Consider the following 21,430-nt stretch of genomic DNA (forward strand, 5'->3'; position numbering starts at 1 on the left):
TAATAGAATACCTAATGTTTTGTTTTGGAATAGGATTTTACGATAAAAATTTAAGGATAGGGATCGATCAAAGATTCTTTTTTGAAAACGATCTGGATTTGAGAACTAATTTTTCATTTAATTTCTAGATTTTCGATTCCAGATTCTGTAAAAATTTCCTCATACTTTGAAATGAAAGGGGCTTCTTTTTCGATTCTTTCCTCGATCGCCATTCCTTTGATTTCGGATTCGTCGTAGATTCGTAAAAAGTCTCTTGCGGCGAGCCTTTGAATGAGTTCATCCCAAAAGATACTATCCTGATATTCTGTGATGAGATCAGAAATATCCGTCTTTTCTTCGAATTCTCTGGTAAGATAATGAAGCTCTTCTTCCTTATCATATGCTACTAGATGAGAAGCTTCTACTGCTTTTGCATAAGATAAAATTTGCTGTTCCATATCTTCGAATGTATCGTAAGAGTCTAATCTATCCGCGGCAGGTTCCTCTTCATCCAGAATGGAATGATATAAAAATCTTGTGATCGCTAGAGATTTTAATAGAGCTTGGTATTGGTCCCGAGTGAGTTCAATATTCATTACAATTCCCATTTCAGTAAGTAAGGCTTGAATTGCCAAATCTATTTCTCTATGAATCGTGTGAATCTTGATTATTCTTGTTTCTATTTGGATGATATAAGTTTTTTAGACCTACCCAAAGTTAAAATTAGAATGTAGTTTTGGATATTTTTCCCGCTTACTAATCTTGTAGAAATAGAATACCATAAATTTTGAATTGAATCCCTGCTTTAGAGGCGGAATTCCGATACTTTATTATATTAGAGTTGTTGAAAAATTAATTCTTAATCCGCTTCTATTTCATGGAAATGGTCGATTGAAGCAGTTTTGTTAATTGAACTATGGAATTTTCAACAACTCTATTCGTTTTGAATAGAATCAATTTTAAGCGTTGGAGATTCTAAATCTGGTTTTAGAATATCAGATTTCTTTAAATCGTTTTCAAAATACTCGATTTCTACGGATCAAAAATGGATTTTTCTAAATTCCTTTCGAAAAAAACTTGATTTCTAATACATTTTTTTAATAAACATGTAAGTTGTTGCTTACCATGGAGATTTTCTTTCCTTTCGATTTATGATCTGAATGAAAAATTAAATCCTCTCAACGAGGCAAAATTCTATTTATTTCTAGCAAAAACGGAGCGTTTTTTTGGTTTTTTTCTTTCGACAAAACTTAAATTCTTTCGTTTCCAATTCCGGATTTAGATTTTTCTCTCTTTTTTTTGTGCCGTCTTTGATTCTATTTTTAGATATAGGACTGCGTTGGAAGATCCTGAGTCACATGGAAACTTTGCAGTTGTATTATTATCTTCTTTCTTTTCTTGATTCGATTTTGATCTATTTTCTGCTTCTTTTTTCTCTTTCTCTACTGGATTCTATTTCGAACAAAAAGGTATATTGGATTCTTTTAATATTCTCTTCTTTATGTTATTCGGTTTGTATGATTGGTTCTTACGGTTATTTTATATATACTGGAATCATGCCGAATTTTTTTGTTTTTTCGTATATCTTTCAAGAACCATTTAATAGCTGGACGCTTCTCAGCGCCGGGCTTACGGCTTGGGTTTGGATCGTTTTCTTCTTTCTTTTGATTTTGTTGTCAGTGAGTTTAAGAATTGCTTCACAAAATTTTAAACCGGTTCGATTTGCAAAAAGTATTTATTTCAGTTTGGTTTTTGGGGTTCTTGTTCTCACGGCTTTTTTTCATAACAATACCCGTTTTAATGATCAAATTTATGTTTCGGATGTGAATTCGATTTCATTTATCAATCGAAATTTATACAACTTAATCACCGGGGATCGACTCGGTTCTGCGGGACTACAGTCTAGAAATAGACCTAATTTGAAAAGGGGATCGGTTCCTTTTCGGAAAAATGTTTTGATCGTTTTAAGTGAAAGTCTTCGTAGAAAGAGTATGACTCTTTACGGTTATCATAAAGATACTACTCCGTTTTTAAATCATTGGACTCGAAACGTTTCGAAAGGTTCTGTTGTGGTTTTTCAAAAAGCTTTTTCGAATTCGAGTTCTACTTTAATTTCCGTTCCGAGTTTGTTGTCCGGTGTTTCTCCGATCCAACCCATTTCTATGACTCATAGTTTTCCTTTGTTTTGGGAATACGGTAAAGCTGCTAGTCTTTCTACGTTTTATATTTCGAGTCATAGTTTTCGTTGGAATAATTTTTCAGGTTTTTTTAGAAACGCTGGAATCGATTTTTTATGGAATAAAGAAATCAGCGGGCTTAGAGTTTTTAATGATATTGGAATCGATGATCGTAAAACGATCGCCGAATTTCAAAATCACGTTAAGTCTCTTAAAAATAAAGATTCCAGATTTGCTGGAGTTTTACATTTAAATACAAATCACTTTCCGTATATCGTTCCGGAAGAGTTCGTTCATTTTCCGATTGGTAAGGATACACAGGCTCCCTATGATAATTCTGTTCGTTATCTAGATTTTCTTTTGAAAGAAATATTCAATTTTTTGAATGAAGAAAACTTGATGGAAAATACTCTTGTAATTTTTACTTCGGATCACGGGGAAGCTCTTTTTGAACACGATTATATTGGTCATATAGAAAGTAATCATATCGAAACTTTAGCGATTCCTATGTTTTTTTTCGTGCCTAACTCTTTAAAGAACCACTTCGGTGATCGTTTAAAAAAGAATATGAATAAGAACGTTTCCAATGCGGATTTAATTCCAACCGTTGCAGAATTGTTAGGTGTTTCCAATCAACCGGATGTAAAGGGGTATCTTTCCAAATTTGGAGGGACGTTCTCTTTTTTCCGATCTGACTGAGGATCGTCGTATTTTTATCGCAAATAACAATGAAACTTCTCTTTATCGGGTTGGGATGAGTTATATCAAAGGAAACTTACACTATATGCTTCGTCTTAATTCGTTTCCTCCTGACGAAGAAGCCTACGATATTCAAATGGATCCTTATGAGAAAGAAAATCTCTGGCCCGTTCTGAATTTAGAAAAAAGGAGAGAAATTCGTAAACAGTTGGACGAGTGTAGTCTTTGTCACGATTTGTATTCTGCTTCCGGAATTAAACTCTAAAAATTGAAAACGAATCATAGGTTGCGCTGCCCATTCTTGTGGAAGATGGAATTGTAAATTCATATCTTGTAAAATAAAATAAAATACAATATTGCTGATAACTATATAATAAAGTACCTAATATTTTATATGGAATCAGCGTTTTGTGATAGAATTAACGGTACTTATTTTTATAGGGATCAGTAATAGAGTTTTTGAAAAATGAATTTCCGTTGTATTGAAATGTGTAATTGAGACAGTTTTGCTAAACCTCGCTATAGAATTTTTCAACAACTCTAATATGCTTTTAAATATATAGAGAACTTATGACTGTTTTTCTTTTAGAAACATTCAAAAAATATTGTATTTTAAAAACTTGATATACTAAGTGATTTCGTGGAATATACGTATTTATATTTGTTTTAAATATGTATATAGATTTATTTTTGTGCAAAAGGTTTTGATCTACCTGTATAAATCCAAGTAGGCTGTCCGGAACTTTGTGCGGCGGCTTTCGGAGAAAAGAATTTTGTAGTTTGTATATTCTGTTTTTTTGTAGTGGCTGCCAAACGCAGATTTTGTGCGGGAATCTGACGGAAGACGATATTTCATAGTAGTTCCCACATTACTCCACATCTAAACGAATCGATTTTAACTGTGGGAACTCTCACAAATCAAGGATTTACCAGTTGAACTTTGAAAATTGTGGGAACTCATACTTTTAAAAAATTCTTTCTCGTTTTTTTACTTCAAATTCACGTTAATTTATCAAACCAAATCCGTATTTTCAAAACGAGAACGTCTCTATTTTCGTCGGTTAATACAGAATGAATTTTATAAATCGATCGATTTTGCTTACGGTCTCGTATTTGTAGATATTATTTTTTGTAGTTCCATTTCCGAAGGGAAAACTATATTTCGATTTAATAATTCGTAGCTCAGGTTTAAGTAGGCTTTTGCTTTTTTACTCATTTCTTCGCATACGAAAGGGTCTTTGCCACAGAAGTTATTTTTTTCGCGTGGCGGATTGATGTTGTAGGAAAGGTCTTCTTCTCCGTCAAAAAATCTTAAGTAAAAAAGTTCCCTTTCTATCCACCCAAATAAGTTTCCGTATGCGAAGTAGGCGGTCCTAGTTCTTTCCGGGGCCAATAGGTTTCTACCCATTGCGGAAAAGTAGGCTTTTTTTCCTACAAGTCCTAAAACTGTAGGGATAATATCCAATTGGGAAGCTATAGTTTCGTCTAACGCTGGTTCCACTTTTCCGGGAGCGTATATTAAAAAAGGTACGTTTCTATCTTCATAGTAATCTAAATATCTATGATGAGTATGATCTGCCACAAAAACGAAAATTGTGTTTTTGAAATATCCGGATTTTTCCGCCTGAGTGATAAAGTTGTGAACGGCCCAATCTGCGTAGTTGTAGACGTTTAAGAAATCGTAGTCTCTTGTAGAAGGACCAAAAATTCTGAATTTTTCCGAAGGGGTTCTATAAGGATAATGAGTGGTTAGTGTTAGAGCCAAACCTAAGATGGGTTTTTTAGAGGTGGAAATCCGTTCATGCAATAATTGTAATACATCTGCGTCGTCGTATCCCCACGCTCCTAGTTTAAATCTTCCTAATTTTGTGATTTCTTTTTCTCCGAGTACTGTATCAAAACCCCAATGAGGCATTAGGGTGCTTTTATTATCAAAACTCAAATCGCCCCCCGTCACAAAATACGTGTCGTAACCCATTCTTTTGAATATGTTTCCGATTCCGGAAAAATTTCCTAGAACTTGATGTGTTCTTACTACGGTCAACCCTGGTCGATCCGGAATTCCGGTGAGTATCGACATCATTCCGTTAGTCGTTCTTCCTCCCGAAGCGATAAAACGATTATAAAATCTTCCTTTTTTTAAAAGTTGGTTGAAATACGGAGTGATCTCTTTTCCTTCCACAAGTCCGTTCGAAATGGGATTGATGAATTTTCCGGTCCAGTTTTCCAACATAATCAATACTACGTTAGGTGGTGTTCCTGGATTGGTTTCTTTTTGAACTCGTAAAATCGGATATTTATCGCTGATGAATTCTGCGCCCGCGTAGGCGGTTTCTTTTCGTACAATTGCAATCGCCTCTTGCGTTTCCAACTTGAGGAATTTAGGAATGGACTGGCTTTTTAAATCCATGATGGAAGTAAAAACGCCGTTTAATGCGATGTTGTTCACAAAATTGTTTCCGGAAACGATAGCGTTAGTCGCTCTTATGGGTGATTCTTGGATTCCTCCTCGAATTGCAATGATCGTTATGATTGATACGAGTACAATTTGAACGGTTGTGGATTTCCAGGATTCCTTTTGATAACGGTACGGATTGTATTTGAGAAATAACCAAGTAGATAATGGAAGAAAGATGAGTAGAAATATAACTCCTATTATAAAAGTGATCGTATTTTGTTCTAATGCGGATTTAAGAATCACACCTAAATCTTTTCCTAGAAATACAAATCCTTCATAACCTATATGTTTATTTGCGTTTTCAAAATAGATGATGTCTGCTATCAGATGCGCTATCATCCAAATCCCTAAAAGTAGAGGTGTGTATCCCCAGAAAAAACGGTACAACTTAAATCGATTGAAATAAGGTAATACGGAGAGAAATGCAAATAATCCGAGTGTCATTCCGATTACTACTAGATCAAAACGAAAACCTAATAGAAACGCGTATGTCAATTCTTGGAAAGGAACTCCTTGAAGTCTATAAGAGTAGACCGAAAGAAACGCGATCTTATAAACTAGAAGTATAAGTGCGAAGTAGAGAACATAACCTAAGATAAGTTTAAAGCGGGATGGTAAACGTTGAAACATTCTAACTCTTTTTTAAATAGGATAGGAATTGAAAATTTAAATTCTCAAAAACTATACTAGGCTGAAATAAAGCCGAAGGCTCAAGTCAAAAATAATTAAAAATTAGGTTATCACAGAAGCAAAACTCTAAGATCTAAATGAATGTTTCTATTACTGATCTCTATAAAATTGAGCACTTAATGTTTATCTAAGGATCGGATTCAGGGAGTTCGTTGCACTTGAGTTTTTATTTGCCCCGGTTTTCTTTCTCTAAATTCACAGGATTAAAGTGTAAACTATTCAATAACGTGAGCAGGGCGTAAGAAAATAAAAAAGAATTTTCTAAAAGTAGTAGTTCCTACAATTTTAGAATTGGTTCGTAAAATCGTGGTTTGTGAGAGTTCCCACACTTGAATAACGAAGATTTAATTGTTATAAGCTTCTATTTTATAAATTGTGTTAGTTCCCACATTGAAAGAATCAATCTGTAAAGTTCAGATTTCAGCTTTTTTCAGAATCATTGGTTCCTTACTATGAGGAACCACGTAAGGTTTAGGTAGATTTAAGAAAGATTGAAAATTTTCAATACAAAGTAAAAGCGAAACTTAGATTTTGCAATCAGTAGTTTAAATTCTGAGAGTATTGTATTATGAATCGTATGATTTAAATGAGTTTGTCATATCCAACTAAAAGGTTTTCTGAGGATTTTTGATCCGATTGTTATTTGAGATTTTATTGTTGGCTGTAAAACTGGTTGGGTTTAAAAGTGATCTGTTTTTCAAAAATTCAATAATGTAAAAATAATACCTTTCTTGTTCGTGACCGGTTCCCGTTGTCTAAAAATTTAAAAAATTTGAATCTTGACAAATTTACTTGTGCAAAATTATAAGTGAGTGATCACTCACCATGGACTCACCAAATCAAGAAATGCATGAAAGTATCGAGCTGGATTCAAACTGGCCCGAAGGACAAAAGAAAATCTTTTTGGCGGCGATTGAAATTTTCGCCCAAAAAGGTTTTTCCGCAGCGACCACGATAGAAATTTCTAAAAAGGCAGGCGTCGCGGAAGGACTGATTTTTAAACACTTTAAGAGTAAAAAGGAACTTCTTTTAAGATTGGTTTCCCCTATTTTAGAAAAGTTTTTTGCACCTCTTACTCTCAGAAGACTACAGACAATGGTCTTTTCACAGAAGTTCACTTCTCTCGAACAATTTTTAACAGCCGTCTTTGAAGAGAGAATCGGTTTTGTTCGGAGTAATAAAAATCTGATGCGAATTATTCTTCAAGAAGCCTTTGTCACTCTGGAAGTTCGAAGTCTTTTAGAACGAGTCTTTAGACAAAGATTGGCTCCTTTGATTCAAGAACATCTAAAAAAATTTCAAGACGCAGGAATGATCTCCAAAGAAATTCCGATCAATAGTGCATTTCGTTTGGTTGCGGTCAATCTTGCGGGATTTGTTTTACTTACAGAAATTTTTTATCCACCTAAACCAGAAGACGGTTGGGACCAAGAAGCAGAATTAAAAAAAACGATCGAGTTTATTGCAAGAGGACTGGCCCCTAAAATACAAGAAGCTCCGGTCTTAAAACCCCAGCCTAAGAAAAAACAAACCGTTCGTAAAACTGCGACAAAGGTGAAAAAGAAAAAGAAGAGATCTTAAAATCGCAATCGATTTTGATCAGGAGTTTTTATGAATGTTTTCATCAATAAAGTAAAATATTGGTTTGCAGTCTATAGATCTCTACGTCTTGTGTTTCGGATTCTTTTGCCTCTAATTCCGTTTTTAATTTTGTTTTTATTTTTATCCATGAAAGACAAAAAGAAAGTAGAGGATGTGGCGGTTATCGGTCCGATTACGGAAAAAGCCTACGGACTCGGAACCGCTCATTCTTTGGATACGTTTCGATTTAGAGTCGGAGTTCCTACTAAAATTACAAAGGTATTTGTTTTAGAAGGAGATGAAGTTGTTTCGGGCCAGGGGTTACTTCAGTTAGAAGGGGCTACGATCGTTCGTTCTCCGATTCATGGAATCGTTTCCGAGGTCGGTTATCACGAAGGAGAAGTCGCGTTTCAAAATTTTCTAGCGATTGAAGTTTTAGGAATTGGTTCTAAATATCTAATCGTTGCTCTTGACGAACAAATTCTTCTTTCGATTCGTAAAGATCAAAACGCGTTGATTCGTTTTGAAGGAAAGCCGAACGAGATAATTCAAGGAAGGGTTCGAGGAACTTTTTCCCACGCGGGACAATTTTTTGCAAGGATCGAAGTGGCTCATTTCCCCGAAGGAGTTCTGCCTGGAATGACCGCAGACGTTGCGATAGAAATCGGCAAAAAAGAAAATGTGGTTCTGATTCCTAGAAAATACGAAAAGAAACAGAAAGTTATAATATTCAGAAATGGTAAATCCATTTCGGTTTCCTTTAAACCGGGATTAAAATCGGAACAGTTTGTAGAGGTAAAAGACGGAGACATACAAGTTGGGGATAAACTTTCGGAGGTCCCGTAATGTGGTTTATAGCGATCAGACAAATGTTAGTCAGAGGAAAACAAACTCTGACAACACTCTCCGGAATCGTTTTGGGAACAGCGGCTTTTATCATCATATCCGGAGTTCTTTTAGGATTTAGAGGTTATCTAGTCGATCAGTTGATCAATTCAGACTGTCACATTCGGATCAGTTCCAGACAGGAAATTATTCAACCCAACTCTATGGATGATTTATTTCCAGGAGAAAACGTATTTTGGATCTCTCCTCCTTCTGGAAAACGAGGTTCTAACCATTTAAACAACGCAAGTCTCTGGTATGAAAGATTGGAACAAGATAAAGAAGTGGAGGCGTATTCTCCACAAGTGAGCGGAAGAATTTTTCTTTTTTCCGGTTCCAATCAAGAAGCGGGAAAAATTATAGGAATCATTCCATCCAGACAAACTTTGATTACTCCTCTTGCAGATTATATCACCGAGGGAAGTGTAGAATCTCTTTCGGCGGGAAATAGAATCGTTTTAGGAGATGGGCTTGCAAAACTTCTCGGACTTGGATTGAATAAAACAATCTGGTTGACTTCGGGATTGCAGGAAAAAACTCCGTTTCGGATTTCTGGAATTTTTCGTTCTGGAAATAAGGCTTTGGACGATGGAATCGCCTACGGGCTGTTATCCGAAGTTCAACTTTTGACGGCACAGTCAGGAATGATCACAGATATAGCCGTTCGTCTCAAAGACGTAAACCGTTCTCTCCAGAAGGCGGGAGAATGGAAAAGTATCAGCGATGATAAAATTCTAAGTTGGGAAGAAGCGAACTCCAATTTTTTTGCGATTTTTAAACTACAGGATGCGATCCGTTATTCCATGACCGCAGCGATTTTGACGGTTGCTGGATTTGGAATATATAATATTTTGAATGTAATTATCAATCAGAAGAAAAGGGAAATAGCGATCCTCCGTTCTATAGGTTATAGGCCGAACGAAGTTTTGACTATTTTTCTTTTACAGGGATTGATACTTGGAATTTCAGGCGGTTTGATCGGATTGTTGTTAGGTTTTTTAGTCTGTTTAAGAATCGAATCCCTTCCTTTTACAAATCCTCTTTTTTCGGCAGGTGCCGGAAATATGGTGATTTCTTTTGCTCCGGCGATTTATATACAGGCGTTTATACAATCTATGACCGCTACTTTGATTGCGAGTTGGATTCCAGCAAGATCCGCCGGAAAACTTTCTCCAATTGAAATCATACGTGGAGAATAAGATGCAAGCCGTAAATGATTCCGGAATTTCTGTAAGCGATCTTAGAAAAACTTTCGGTAATTCCGAAATTATCAAAGGTGTTACACTTGATATAGAGGACGGAGATTACGTTTCTCTTACTGGAAAATCCGGTTCCGGAAAAAGTACTCTATTGTATATGATCAGTTCTTTAGATCCTCCTAGTTCCGGAATGATCAAAATAGACGGAAAAAATATTTATAGAATGAATGAAGAGGAGATCCACGAGTTTAGAAATAAAAGAATGGGTTTTATATTCCAATTTCATTATCTATTACCTGAATTTACTGCGATCGAAAACGTATTGATGCCTGCAAGAAAAGCGGGACTTTTAAAAGAATATCAGAGTTATGCGGAACATCTTTTAGAAGAATTTGATTTAAAAGATCGGATGAATTATAGGATCAATCGTCTGTCTGGAGGTCAGGCGCAGAGAGTGGCAATTGCGCGCGCGCTTGTGATGAATCCTAAATATATTTTTGCGGATGAACCAACCGGCGCCTTGGATTCTGCAAATACAAAAGTAGTTATGAATATTCTGGAAAAGGTAAATCGGGAAACCAAAACCACCATCCTTGTAGTAACTCATGATCCCGACTTTGCCTCTAAAACCAAAAGACAAATTCATCTTGTGGACGGAAGGGTTGTTTCATTAAAAGAGTTTGAAACGATCAAAAAAAGTACGAAAACGGTGCATTGAATCCTGAAGTGGAAAAAATTTTCAGATAGGCTTTCTAAGTCTAACTTTTGATTCTATGTTTTATGCGTTGGAATTTTCCAAAGTTTAAAGCGGGTTTGCCCAGAAGGTGGGAATATATACTTCCGACCGGATCTTTCAAAGAAACCGATCGAATCTCTAAAAAAATTATTTCCAATTCTTATCTTCCAAAAACTCAGATTCCGTTTTTGAAAACTCAACACGGAAAAATTTTGCTCGAAAACGCCAACTTCAGACAAGCGCTTGAACTTTTAGTGAGAATTCCTTGGGTGAGAGATTTTAGATTGAATTTGGGAATGTTTCCGTTTAAAAGATCTTTTACCTTTGAAGGGTTTGAGGATGCTTTAAGAAAATCGAATATTCTTCCAAAAGAGTGGGGGCTTCGATTTCGTTCACAAGTCAAAGGGCAAAACAAATGTACTTCTAGCGATTTACAGACGTTTTGGGAATCAAGTATTCCATTGTCTTCCGGAATCAAAACGACTGAACTCAGCGCTCTTCTTGTAGAAGACGAAATCGTTTTGAATCTAAGCCTTTCGGGAGAACCTCTCAATCAAAGGGGAAATTTTATACCTCTTTCTAAATCGGCTCCGATTCGGGAAGATCTTGCCAGATTTATAATACAAAAAATGCATTCTATTCTTCCAGATCCGAATGGGATTTTTGTTCCGTTTGCCGGAACTGGGACTTTTGTTCGTGAGGCTGTGGATTCTATTTTAGGAATTAGTTTTACTCATTATGTTAGAAGTTATTTATTTCAGGATATGGAAGAATTTCCAAGCGCGACCTGGGATTTTTTAAAAAAGAAAACTCTAAAGAATTCTTTGGAAAATCCGATCGGAATCTGGTGGAACGAGCTGGAAGATGAAATTTTTGAATATTCTAAAAATAGAATAAACCTATATCAAGATTTTTTAAATAACTTAGGATTTTCTGGTTCTTTTCGTTTTATCCAGGATAAAGGTGACTTTTTTAGCTTTTCTGCCGAAGATATTTGGAACGCTTCCGGAAGATGTAGACGAGTCTGGATGTTGTTGAATCCTCCGTATGGACTTAGATTAGAAAAAGGTTATTCGATTGGATTTTATAAAAAATTGGGAGAAAGGCTCAAACATTGGTGGAAACTTCCCTGTGAACTGAGCGGTTTGATACTTTGTCCGAATGAGGATTGTTGGTCCGTCCTGATTCGCAATATAGGAATTAAGACGGATACGATTCATGTAACTCATGGCGGTTTGGATCTTAGGGTCGTTTATTTTTGAAGGCCTTGATTTATTATAAAAAGAATTTCTAAGTAAATGAATATTATAGTTGTTGAAAATCAATTTTCTTTTGTTTCTTATCCATTTTAAATGAACGGATAATTCCGTTTTGCTAACGTAGATGATACTATCAAGTTATCCAAAAAAAATCAGAATGTGTTTTTGTAATAAAAATTTTATATACTACCGGGCTCTATAAAATTGAGCGCCATAAATATTGGGCACAAAATCCTATTTTTATTTTGGAACAAAATATTATGTATTTTTAATGTAAATTTGAGTAAAAGATCAATCAGGATTTGAATATTCTGAAAATAAGGTAAACGGGGCCAGATCAGATTCAAAAAAAACTCTACTCAAAAAAGTAAAAAACAATCCTATTCCAAAATACAATCCCATCGGAATCGGAGTTTTACGGATACTTTTCCCTCTTTCTCTGAGAATGATTGTGAACAAGACGGCAGGAATATAAGAAGCGTTTAAAAAAAACATCCACCAAGGATGGCCTGCAAGAAATGCGTAAACGGGTGCAAATAAAACGTCCCCGAATCCAATCCCTCCTGGAAAGAAAAAAAATAAAATCAAAAACGTGACAAAAAAACCACCTAACACAAATAAATCGTTTAGGCCCGGAAGTTTACCGTCCAAAAGAAAAATGGAGATGACTCCAAAACATAAAATCCAGGGAAGATTTTCATAATCTAAGGAAAAATGGAACGCATCCGTCAAACAAGAGATCAGAAGATGCCCACATAAAAAAAGAAATGTAAAACTAAATGGAACATTTTTTGTTATGATAAAACAAAAAACAAAAATACAAACGAATAAAAATTCGATCAAAGGAAACAAAACGTAAATTTTTTTATTACAATACTTGCATATACCTTTGGAGATAAAAAAACCGATTATTGGAAACAGCTCCGGATAACGTATTTTTTTACCACAGTGGTCGCAGGAACTTGGTCTGGTGAGGATGTACTTCCATTTTTCGAAAGGTGAAAATAACTTCCTTACTTTTCCATAATAGGTTTCTAATATTCTAAAACCTAAAGTAACATAAAAACTTCCTAGGGAAGCCGCTCCTAAACTTCCGAAACAGAGGATTACCCAAAAGGAAAAAGAATCAGGCGAGATCAACAAGCGCCGAGATTCCCCGTTTTAGATTTTCCCATTCGGATGCAAAACTGATTCGGATGTAATTTTTAGAACTGGTGAAAATATATCCAGGAACTAAAATCAATTCTTTCTCTTTAACCGCTTTTAGGATAAAGTCTTCGTCCTTTTCTTTGATTTTAATGAAAAAGTAGAATGCGCCTTCACTTTTTGTAATTTCGTAATGACCTTTCAAAGATTCAAAAACAAAGTCTCTTTTTTCTTTGTAATCTGTAATGTAAGAACTCATATCGGTTTTAAGTGCTTCGATACCCATCCATTGAGTTACAGAAGGAGCGCATACAAGAGTATATTGTTGTAAAGTAGTTAAGGTTTTTGTAATAGGTTCTGGAGCCAGTATGGATGCTAGACGAAGTCCGGTCATACTATATGTTTTAGAAAAACCTGAAAGTGTGATCGTCTTTTCATAAAAAGAACCAACCGAAATAAATTTTTTATCGTAGTCGAATTTTTCGTAGATCTCATCCGAAATCAGATAAGCTCCCGTTTTTTCGGCAAGTTCAGCGAGAGCTTCCAGTTGTTTTTTAGAAAGAATTTTTCCAGTAGGATTAGAAGGAGAAGAATAGATAATGATCTTAAGTTTTTTATTTACAAATTCCTTTAACTCTTCCGGTTCGAAGGACTCGTGAATCGAATTCATCTTACCTCCGTAAATTTTAATGTAGGCCGGATACATCAAAAAGTGAGGAGTTACTACCAAACATTCGTCACCTTCGTTTAACAAAGCGTTGAATAAAAGAAGAAATGCAGAACTGATTCCAGATGTGACTAAAATCCTTTCTGGTTTTGCGTAGGAAATTCCGTTTTCATTTTTGTATTTTTCAGAAAGTGCACTTTTTAATTCAGGAATTCCTCCGGTAAGAGTGTAGGCGGTTTTACCTTCTTTCAAAGCTTTAGATCCGGCTTCTATAATATTCGAAGGACAGGGAAAATGGGGTTGTCCGATGGAAAGGTTGATCGGATTTTTCAGCGTTCCAGCAAGTTCAAAAGCTTTGCGAATTGCGGAAGTATCTAAACCTTGGATACGATTGGCTAAAACATATTCTAACATACGAATAACTTGATAGCAGAAGATAGGTTTAGTAGTCAATGTTTTATATAAAATTAGAGATCTAACTCTACTTTAACGATGTACTTTTTGAGAGTTGATTCCATTTTGGATTTTTGCAGAAGTCTAGATTGAACTCGAATTTATAAAAATATTTATAGATACACTTTCGCAAATCATAAAATAAAACTTTGATTTAAAACTTAGTTTTGTTTTTTATAATCAAATTGTATTACATGGGTACTCGATTTTATAGAAACGAGTAGTATATCATAAAATTAGAATGTATTTTTATTGTTTGTGATTTCTAAAGATCGACAATTAAAAATTGTTTTAAAAATACTAAATTTTTATTTAAAAAATCATAGAGTATTTTTTGAAAATATTTTTGAGAAAAGTCTTTTTATAGAGTATGGATTTTAGATTTCCTCTTTGGATTGTTTAACGGAATATGATAATAGAGCATAACTTTCTCATCTGTTCATTAGATTTGAATTTTTAATTACTAAGAATTCCGGTTGCCAGAGACTCCTGTAGGAGAATACTTGAGTTATGGAAACCGTAAAAATTGCCGGACTGAATATTCCGGTTTCAAAATCCGGAATCAAAGTAACTAGTCTCGGATCGGATCTAGTCGAGACCGATTCTACCGTTCGTAATCTATCTAATATTCTTTATCCTTTGCTGGAAGGGAAGCCGATCCTACTCGTAGGAGACGCGGGAGTCGGAAAAAACGCACTCATCTATTACATTAACCACAAAAGAAAACATCAGACTGCAAGATTTAGTTTTAACGAAGACACTCTTCCGGAAGATCTGATCGGTTCGTATCGAATTTTGATGGATGGGAGAGGGTTTGTCTGGTCGGACGGACCTCTTACCTCTGCGATCCGTTCTGGTTATAGTTTTGTAGCCGACGAAATGAATCTTTGTCCTCCTCATATCATCAAACGATTTTCTACGGTTTATGAGTCCGCCTATTTAGAGTTAATCGAAGGAGACGGTTCTAAAATTCACTGTGGGGAAGGTTTTAATTTTATAGGAACACAAAATCCATCGGAAGGTTTTGAAGGAAGAAAACCTCTTCCGTTTGACATTACTCGTTTTTTCTCGGTTGTTTTTATAGATCCTCATACTCCCGATGAAATTCTATTTATCTTGAAAAAATTGTATCCGGCTCTAAGTGAATCTTTACTTCGATCTTGTATTAGAATTTCATTGGAAACGGAAAATAGGGTAGTGACCGGCAAACTCGGAAAAGGTGATCTTGAAAAATATCATTTTAATATTCGAAATTTAAAAAAACTTTGTAATCGTCTGATCGGTTTAAAAGCGGACACAAGCGAACTTCAATTTAGGGAATTCTGGAATTTTTACGTGGAGCCGTTTCGTAAAAAGGAAGATAGGGAATTTCAAATTGAATTGTTGTTAGGCGAATCCGGTTTAAAAACGGTTCCAGAATTTCCAGAGCCTAGTTTTCAAGTTCATAAAGGATTTTTCTATTGTAACGATAAAATGATTCCTGTCGCCGATGAAAATAAGGCAAAAAAATTGTTAAACGAAGTTCCACTTCCTTTAAAACTCAGGGAGTTTTCCGAGAAAATTTTTACTGCAGTTCAATTTCAAGAAAACGTATTGATCGAATATTCGGAAGAGCAGGATCCACAGATTCTTCTTCCTCTGTTTACCGAAATTTCTGGATTGCCGTTGGAAACGGTAAGTCTTTGTAAAGGAATTCATACTTCTGACATCATAGGAGCCTTGAAACCTATTGACGGTTCCAAAGTGGATTGGGTGGACGGCCCGCTTACTCGTGGAATTCGGGAAGGTGGAAATATACTCATCTCCAATTTAGAAGCGGCCGGCGCGGAACTAGTAGAAAAATTGAATATGTTGACTGACGACGCTCGTTCTCTTACTCTTCCTCCGGAAAGTGGGAACAGCGAGCCTGTTCAACTGACGGAAAGTTCCAGAATTTTCGCTCTTAAACTTTTCCGAAAATCTAAATCCAACCCTACCATTTCCAGAGCGTTTAGAAACCGTTTTACGAGCGTATTGTTTCCGGATCTTGAAGATGAAAATACGTTAACCGAAATACTATCATTTTATCTTCCAGGTAATAGTTTGATCTTGAAGATGGTGAATTTTCACATGAAGATACGAGATCTCGCTAAAAAAAGAACGATCGGTTCTGCTAATTTATTACCGTATCTATTCGGACTTTCTAATCTTCTTTTTTGGAAAGACCATATTCTACGTTATGCGGAAGAGAAAGGCGGAGAGACTGGTCTAAAAGAAACCGCGGTTCGAGGCGGAAAGATCGCTTATACAAATCAGATCGCAGATCCAAAGGAAAGAATGGAACTCGAAAAAATTCTGGATTTCCAAATTTCTGGGATCGAAATAGAATCCGATTTCTTCAAGGTTCTTGAGGATAAGAAAAAAAAAACTCTGACAACGGCCACAGACATTGAAAAAAAACGTTGGTGGGATCCGGAACTTCATAAAAGAGAAGCCTTAACCGGAAAGGCAAAACTTCTCAACTCGGGTAATCCTCTTAAAAGAGGAATCGAGATAGATACTCCTGAAACTGGGGGACAAACTAAGGAAGGAGCCGATGCCTGGTATGGTCAGGATACTCGAGGTAATCAAGGGCAGGGGGAGCCTGCGGGTGGAGGAGGAGCCTGGGGTTATCGCACGGAAGAACTTTATAAACAATTTCTTGCCAAACGTAAAATACTTTGGGAATACACAATTCAAGTTTCTTTAAAAGAGTTTAAAGAAGTATTTGGGCAAAGTCTCGAAGAAATAGAACTCAACTTAGATAGACTTTTTGATCCGGAAATAGATATTACTAGAATGTATCGAAACGAAGGAAATCGAATCGATACTAGGAAATATATTTCCTTTTTATCCGGAAGAGGGGATTCAAAAGTATTTGATCGTACGATCATAGACAAGAACGAAGAAAAACTAAAAGGTGTGGAAGTTGCGTTTCTTGTTTCTAAGTCTAGAAGAATCTTTAACTTTGAATATGCGGTCGCGGTAATTTCAGCGATGCTTTCTTCGGCTTATATTTTAGCCGAACATGAAGTTGATTTTTCGATCCATGCGTATTCGGATCGAAATAATAAAAAAGATAGGATCGATCTAATTCCAATTAAACGTTTAGACGAAGTTTACGACGAAACTAAGGAAGAAGAGATGTTCAATTATCTGAGAACCGACTGGCAGGGAGATTCGGTGGAGGAATATCAACTTCTTGAAAAAGTGGAATCGTATTTTTCTCCGGAAGCACAAACTAAAATTGTGGTGATGATTTCCGATTTTAGAGGACAAAGAGGTAAGGCGGAAGTTGCCGATGAAATCAATTCCAGGGACAATCGTAAACTACATGCAGAAATTCTAAAAAACCAAAATCGAAACTACGTATTTTTAGGAGTAGGGCTCGGAAGAAGATACATTGCGGAACATTTATTTCAGGATTCCGTCCAGATTACTTCGGATAATTTTTACAATATGCCAAATCTGATTGGAACGGAGCTAGGCAGATTGATTCTGACTCATCATAGTATGAGGAATTGAGCTAAGAGCTCTAAGGTAAAGAGACGAAACAAAAACACAGTTGTAAACGAGTGATGCTTGGATATATTTTGAAGATTTGAGACATAGATTCAGACAAAGAGTATTCTCAATTTAACTTAAAAGTATTGAAGATTATGGGGAAGTTATCGTGGGCACAGTCGTAAAAATTGGTTACTTTGGGTTTAATAAATTTAGAAAGAACTCAAAGTTTGTCCTAAGATTTTGGATCTTTTCCAAAATATGTGAGTTCCCACATTTTCTACAGAAATTGCCGTTTGTAGACGTAAAAAAAGGATGCGATTGTGGGAACTCCCACGATAAGGTTTTATTAACGAAGAGTCAAAATGGTTTGAAATAAGGACCGGAAGCAAAGAAATCGAATCAACCAAAATTGTTTCAAGGTAAAGAACGGCGAACTAAAAAAGGACTTTAATTTTTTAAGAGTTTTTATAAAGGCTGCATAACGGTATTTAGGAAAGAATTTCTTTCCTAAATTGATATAAATTAAACCGCCGGTTTCATAAAAAATATGGCAAAGAAAAAAGAAGAATCTGGGCATTCCCCGCTAGTTAATAAAAAGGCGAAATTCAACTTCGAATTAATTTCATTTATCGAAGCGGGAATCGTATTGTCCGGATCTGAAGTTAAAAGTCTACGTGATAAAAAAGGAAATCTAACGGACGCATTTGCAAAGGTCAAAAATGGGGAAGTGTTTTTAGAAAATTTTTCCATTGCTCCGTATAAAAACGGAGGATATGCAAATCATCCCGAAATCAGACCTAGAAAGCTTTTACTACATAAGAAGGAAATCGAAAAGTTAGAACGTCAAGTAAAGGAGAAGGGTTTGGTTTTAGTTGCTACTAAAGTTTATTTTAAAAATAATCTGAGAGTCAAAGTGGAAATTGCAGTAGGTAAACCTAAAAAGTTACATGATAAACGGGACGATTTACAAAAAAAAGACGCACAACAAGAAATCGCGCGAGCGCTAAAATCATCCAATCGTTATCAATGAACGGCCGCAAAAATTAGGATCAAAATGGCTAAAGCCGTAAAAAAAGAAATCTCCGAAGAAGTTTTAACTGTAAAAGCTCCCTATAAAAAACCGGGAGAAAAAATACCGGTCGTATCGATCGTTGGAAGACAAAACGTAGGTAAGTCTACATTATTCAATTCTCTCTTAAAGAAAAAACTGGCGATTACGGAAGACTATCCAGGTGTGACACGTGACGTTCTTTCCGCAAGAATTTATCAAGAAGACAAGGATCTGGATTTTTATCTTTGTGATACTCCCGGGCTTGACATAGAAAATCCCGATTCGCTTTCTCAAACTATATTAGAAGCTGCTTATAGACAATTGAGGGAATCGGATGTGATCGTATTTTTACTGGATAAAAATTTGATTACTACGGCGGACCACGGCCTTCTCAATTATTTAAGAAGAGAAGATAGTGTGGCTGGCAAACCGATCATCTATTGTGTCAACAAAGCGGACAAGGAACTAGATGAGTTCGATCTGGAAGAATTTTATAGGATGGGACTTTCGGAAGTATTGCCGATTTCTGCGATTGGAAGAAAAAATTTAGGTCTTCTACTTGAGAAAATTAAGTTTTTCTTAAATGAAAAACCGGGAAAAGTATGGATCGAAAAAATTTCATCTTCCAAAAAAAAAGGCGCACAACCTCTTCCGTTGGCGGAAGAGGATTATGAATTTAGACTTGCGATTATTGGAAAACCCAATTCTGGAAAATCCAGTCTTTTAAACGCTATTTGTGGTTATGAGCGTGCTGTGGTAAGTGACGTAGCGGGAACTACCCGTGATTCCGTAGATACTCTATTAGAATTTGGTGATAGACGTTTGCTTCTGACGGATACAGCTGGAATTCGAAAACAAAGTAAAACCGCGGAAGCCCTAGAGTTTTATTCCTATCAAAGAACTATCAAGGTGATAGAATCTAGCGATTTGGTAATTCATCTTTTGGACGCAAAAAAAGGGTTTGGGGATTTTGATAAAAAGATCACCTCACTCCTTCAAGAAAAAGGAAAACCATTTTTGCTTGCGGTCAACAAATGGGATTCGATCAAAGATAAAACCGATAAAACTTTTAAAGAATATAAGGAAAAACTATACAGTCGTTTTCCGTTATTAAACGAAGTGCCCATTCTTACAATCAGCGCGACCGAAAGGCTCAGGGTTCATAAACTTTTGGATCTTGCGTTCGATTTGGCTTCCAGATCGAACAGAAAAGTAAGTACTTCCGAACTTAATAAAAATCTAAAAAACTGGATGGGACTTGCGGGAAGATCTTTTTCTGCACATCAACCTCCTAAGATGCTTTATTGTACACAAGTGTCCACTTCTCCCTTTCATCTCATTTTGTTTGTAAATCACGTAGAATACTTTAAATCGAATTTAGTTACTTTTCTGAAAAAGAAACTCACGGAAACCTACGACCTTCAAGGAATTCCGGTTCGATTGGAGTTTCGATCGGATCGAAAATGAATTTTCCAATTTTTGCATTGTTTAGTTTTATTTCTGGTTCGATTCCTTTTGGATATTGGATTGCACTTCGGTTTGCCGGAGTGGATATTCGCAAATTAGGAAGTAAGAATATAGGAGCGACTAACGTAGGTCGTCTGATCGGATGGAAGTTCGGTTTTGTAGTTTTAGCTTTGGATATAACAAAAGGAATGCTTCCGGTATATCTTTCGGGTGTTTACGTTCCGGAAGGAGGGATTCCGTTTCAATTGTTCTGCGGGGTTTGTGCCGTATTAGGACATATGTTTTCTCCTTTTTTAGGATTTAGGGGAGGCAAAGGTGTTGCAACTACGTTCGGAGTTTTTTTAGTCCTGACTCCAATTGCTTGTTTAGGAGCCGTTTTGGTTTTTTGGGTAGTATATAAATTTTTTAAATTTGTATCCTTAGGATCAATTTTTGCTTCCATTACTCTTCCACTTGTTTATGCTTTTTACACGATCCTACTCTTACATGAAGAAGTTTCGTATTGGGTTTTGGGAACTATGGTGTTTATCTCTTTAGGGATCATGCTGACTCATAGAGAAAATATCATTCGGATCTTAAACAGATCAGAACTGTTCGCGGTCAAAGGTGAGGAACAAGACGGTGATTCAGAGAGAAATCGACGATAACAAAACTAGAGAAGAAAAGATAGGATTTTTAGAACAGTATCTTGAATATCATCCCGCATTTGAAATCGCTGATTTATACAAATGGCTTTACTACGGAGAATTTGGAGAGGTAGAAAAGCAGGAATTTTATTCCGATCGAGCCGAAGTAGTCCCGGAACTACAATCCATCTTGGACGATCTAAAATCGGAGGAAGGAAAACCTTATCCGGATAGAATTTGGGAACCTCTTGGATTTTCTCAGAGATATTTACTCGTTTATCTTAGGCCCTATGCACAAAGAGATTATCCTCTTAAACGATTGGTCAATTTGATTCAAAGATCTTCCGCGTTTCAAGGATATAGGATGAGATTTAAGTTAGATTGGATCATACTTAAGGATTTAATTACGGAAAGGATGCCAGTCTTCACCAAACAAGAATTTAACGATTTTGAAGATAGGGTAGGATTTCAGCAGTTGCCCGATGTTGAACTTTCTAGTTCTTATAAGAACGCGTATCCTGCAAGTTTTAGGGTCGTATCTGCGAAATTATTTTACGAATATTTTCCGGAGTTTGTAAGAGAACCAAAAGGTTTTTCGCTTTTGACGGACGTAAAAGAAGACGACGAATCGGATTCTAAACAAAAACAAACTTTTGTAACTGAATCGGAAGAACCTATCATTCAGAAAAAACACGCTCGAGAAGGGCGTCATGGTCGTTTCGATAGAATGGAAATAGACGAAGAAGAAATGGGCGAGATGGTGATTCCGGAAAATTTCAATTTTGACGGACTTTAGAAATGGATTTGAATTCGGAGAATATTCAATTTTGCT

15 protein-coding genes and 1 pseudogene are annotated in these 21,430 nt (G+C 36.0%); 11 read left to right on the plus strand and 5 right to left on the minus strand.

Going from position 1 to position 21,430, the window contains the following annotated elements:
• Positions 1–113: 113 nt before the first annotated feature.
• Complete coding sequence (locus LEP1GSC049_RS209665; protein WP_001007332.1) at positions 114–614, minus strand: hypothetical protein; 501 nt, start codon at positions 612–614, stop codon at positions 114–116.
• Between the two features lie 591 nt (positions 615–1,205).
• Between LEP1GSC049_RS209665 and LEP1GSC049_RS02070 the strand changes: the two are divergent.
• Positions 1,206–3,120, plus strand: a pseudogene (locus LEP1GSC049_RS02070) (phosphoethanolamine transferase family protein).
• A gap of 419 nt (positions 3,121–3,539) precedes the next feature.
• Here LEP1GSC049_RS02070 and LEP1GSC049_RS2000000228970 read toward each other — a convergent pair.
• Positions 3,540–3,668 (minus strand): hypothetical protein, encoded by a 129-nt coding sequence (locus LEP1GSC049_RS2000000228970; RefSeq protein WP_016748073.1) that lies wholly within the window; start codon positions 3,666–3,668, stop codon positions 3,540–3,542.
• Positions 3,669–3,954: 286 nt separating this feature from the next.
• On the minus strand, positions 3,955–5,943 hold the full coding sequence (locus LEP1GSC049_RS209660) for an LTA synthase family protein (RefSeq protein ID WP_004750296.1): 1,989 nt from the start codon (positions 5,941–5,943) through the stop codon (positions 3,955–3,957).
• 885 nt (positions 5,944–6,828) lie between these two features.
• Between LEP1GSC049_RS209660 and LEP1GSC049_RS209655 the strand changes: the two genes are divergently transcribed.
• The 5 genes from LEP1GSC049_RS209655 (at position 6,829) to LEP1GSC049_RS209635 (ending at position 11,666) form a co-directional block, all read left to right on the plus strand.
• Positions 6,829–7,584 carry a TetR/AcrR family transcriptional regulator gene (locus tag LEP1GSC049_RS209655; protein WP_004771083.1) on the plus strand — a complete coding sequence of 252 codons (756 nt, stop codon included), beginning with the start codon at positions 6,829–6,831 and terminating at the stop codon, positions 7,582–7,584.
• 30 nt (positions 7,585–7,614) lie between these two features.
• Complete coding sequence (locus LEP1GSC049_RS209650) at positions 7,615–8,430, plus strand: RND family efflux transporter (RefSeq protein WP_016561127.1); 816 nt, start codon at positions 7,615–7,617, stop codon at positions 8,428–8,430.
• Complete coding sequence (locus LEP1GSC049_RS209645; protein WP_004750773.1) at positions 8,430–9,668, plus strand: FtsX-like permease family protein; 1,239 nt, start codon at positions 8,430–8,432, stop codon at positions 9,666–9,668. Before LEP1GSC049_RS209650 ends, LEP1GSC049_RS209645 begins: the two co-directional genes overlap by 1 nt.
• A 1-nt stretch (position 9,669) precedes the next feature.
• Positions 9,670–10,386 carry an ABC transporter ATP-binding protein gene (locus LEP1GSC049_RS209640; protein ID WP_004759288.1) on the plus strand — a complete coding sequence of 239 codons (717 nt, stop codon included), beginning with the start codon at positions 9,670–9,672 and terminating at the stop codon, positions 10,384–10,386.
• A 62-nt stretch (positions 10,387–10,448) separates the two neighbouring features.
• Positions 10,449–11,666 carry a hypothetical protein gene (locus LEP1GSC049_RS209635; RefSeq protein ID WP_004759223.1) on the plus strand — a complete coding sequence of 406 codons (1,218 nt, stop codon included), beginning with the start codon at positions 10,449–10,451 and terminating at the stop codon, positions 11,664–11,666.
• A gap of 288 nt (positions 11,667–11,954) precedes the next feature.
• Here the strand turns inward: LEP1GSC049_RS209635 and LEP1GSC049_RS209630 are convergent, their stop codons facing one another.
• Positions 11,955–12,806: an A24 family peptidase gene (locus tag LEP1GSC049_RS209630; RefSeq protein WP_004782920.1), complete on the minus strand. Its 852-nt coding sequence runs from the start codon at positions 12,804–12,806 to the stop codon at positions 11,955–11,957.
• On the minus strand, positions 12,790–13,890 hold the full coding sequence (locus LEP1GSC049_RS209625) for a pyridoxal phosphate-dependent aminotransferase (RefSeq protein ID WP_004750451.1): 1,101 nt from the start codon (positions 13,888–13,890) through the stop codon (positions 12,790–12,792). Before LEP1GSC049_RS209625 ends, LEP1GSC049_RS209630 begins: the two co-directional genes overlap by 17 nt.
• A gap of 549 nt (positions 13,891–14,439) precedes the next feature.
• Here LEP1GSC049_RS209625 and LEP1GSC049_RS209620 point away from each other — a divergent pair.
• The 5 genes from LEP1GSC049_RS209620 (at position 14,440) to LEP1GSC049_RS209600 (ending at position 21,394) form a co-directional block, all read left to right on the plus strand.
• Entirely contained in the window at positions 14,440–17,472 is a 3,033-nt protein-coding gene (locus LEP1GSC049_RS209620) for an AAA family ATPase (protein WP_004777409.1), read from the plus strand.
• 529 nt (positions 17,473–18,001) lie between these two features.
• Positions 18,002–18,484 carry an SsrA-binding protein gene (smpB, locus tag LEP1GSC049_RS209615; RefSeq protein WP_004750678.1) on the plus strand — a complete coding sequence of 161 codons (483 nt, stop codon included), beginning with the start codon at positions 18,002–18,004 and terminating at the stop codon, positions 18,482–18,484.
• 24 nt (positions 18,485–18,508) lie between these two features.
• On the plus strand, positions 18,509–19,972 hold the full coding sequence (der, locus tag LEP1GSC049_RS209610; protein WP_004750291.1) for a ribosome biogenesis GTPase Der: 1,464 nt from the start codon (positions 18,509–18,511) through the stop codon (positions 19,970–19,972).
• The gene (gene plsY / locus LEP1GSC049_RS209605) at positions 19,969–20,619 is read left to right on the plus strand and encodes a glycerol-3-phosphate 1-O-acyltransferase PlsY (protein ID WP_004759316.1); all 651 of its coding nucleotides are present in this window, start codon (positions 19,969–19,971) and stop codon (positions 20,617–20,619) included. The genes der and plsY overlap by 4 nt, the downstream gene beginning before the upstream one ends.
• Complete coding sequence (locus LEP1GSC049_RS209600) at positions 20,594–21,394, plus strand: hypothetical protein (RefSeq protein WP_004750847.1); 801 nt, start codon at positions 20,594–20,596, stop codon at positions 21,392–21,394. Before plsY ends, LEP1GSC049_RS209600 begins: the two co-directional genes overlap by 26 nt.
• Positions 21,395–21,430 lie beyond the last annotated feature (36 nt).

Source organism: Leptospira kirschneri serovar Cynopteri str. 3522 CT, assembly GCF_000243695.2.
In the GTDB taxonomy this organism is placed as follows: domain Bacteria; phylum Spirochaetota; class Leptospiria; order Leptospirales; family Leptospiraceae; genus Leptospira; species Leptospira kirschneri.